This window comes from Massilia sp. 05N420, from assembly GCF_056397205.1.
On record NZ_JBFTMX010000241.1, the window covers coordinates 1 to 389 of the forward strand.

The 389-nt window shown below is 57.1% G+C and carries 1 protein-coding gene; it reads right to left on the bottom strand.

The features are described from left to right. Positions 1–340 (bottom strand): hypothetical protein (locus AC1DIX_RS28150; protein ID WP_477328667.1); only part of this gene is annotated, 340 nt, incomplete at its 3' end. Between the last annotated feature and the right edge of the window lie 49 nt (positions 341–389).

Below are 389 nucleotides of genomic sequence, written 5' to 3' on the forward strand. Positions count from 1 at the left end.
CGCTAGGCTCTTCGGCGAGTTTAGCGAAGGCTTCACGCCTGGATTCGCCGGTCTTCTCGATACGGGTGCGGAGAAGACGCTCAAAGTTAGATTCATTGCTCATGTTGGCGGGTTCCTTTTCATGTGATTTTGAAATCGGTTCAATCTTCATCGCGGCGAGCATTGCCGCCGCGATGCGAGAGGTCGCAGCTTCGTCGCCCTTGAAGACCGGCTCTTCGGCCTTGGCGATAGCGACCCTGCTGAATTGATTGGCGCCCGCCGGGACGATGGAAAGTTCATCCAAACGGATGTTCACGAGCTTGGTGACCGGCTTGATCTGGTGACCGTCTGCCGACTTCATGATCCGGACCGTTGCTTCTTCGACAGCTGGCGTGCCAACCGCGCTGACT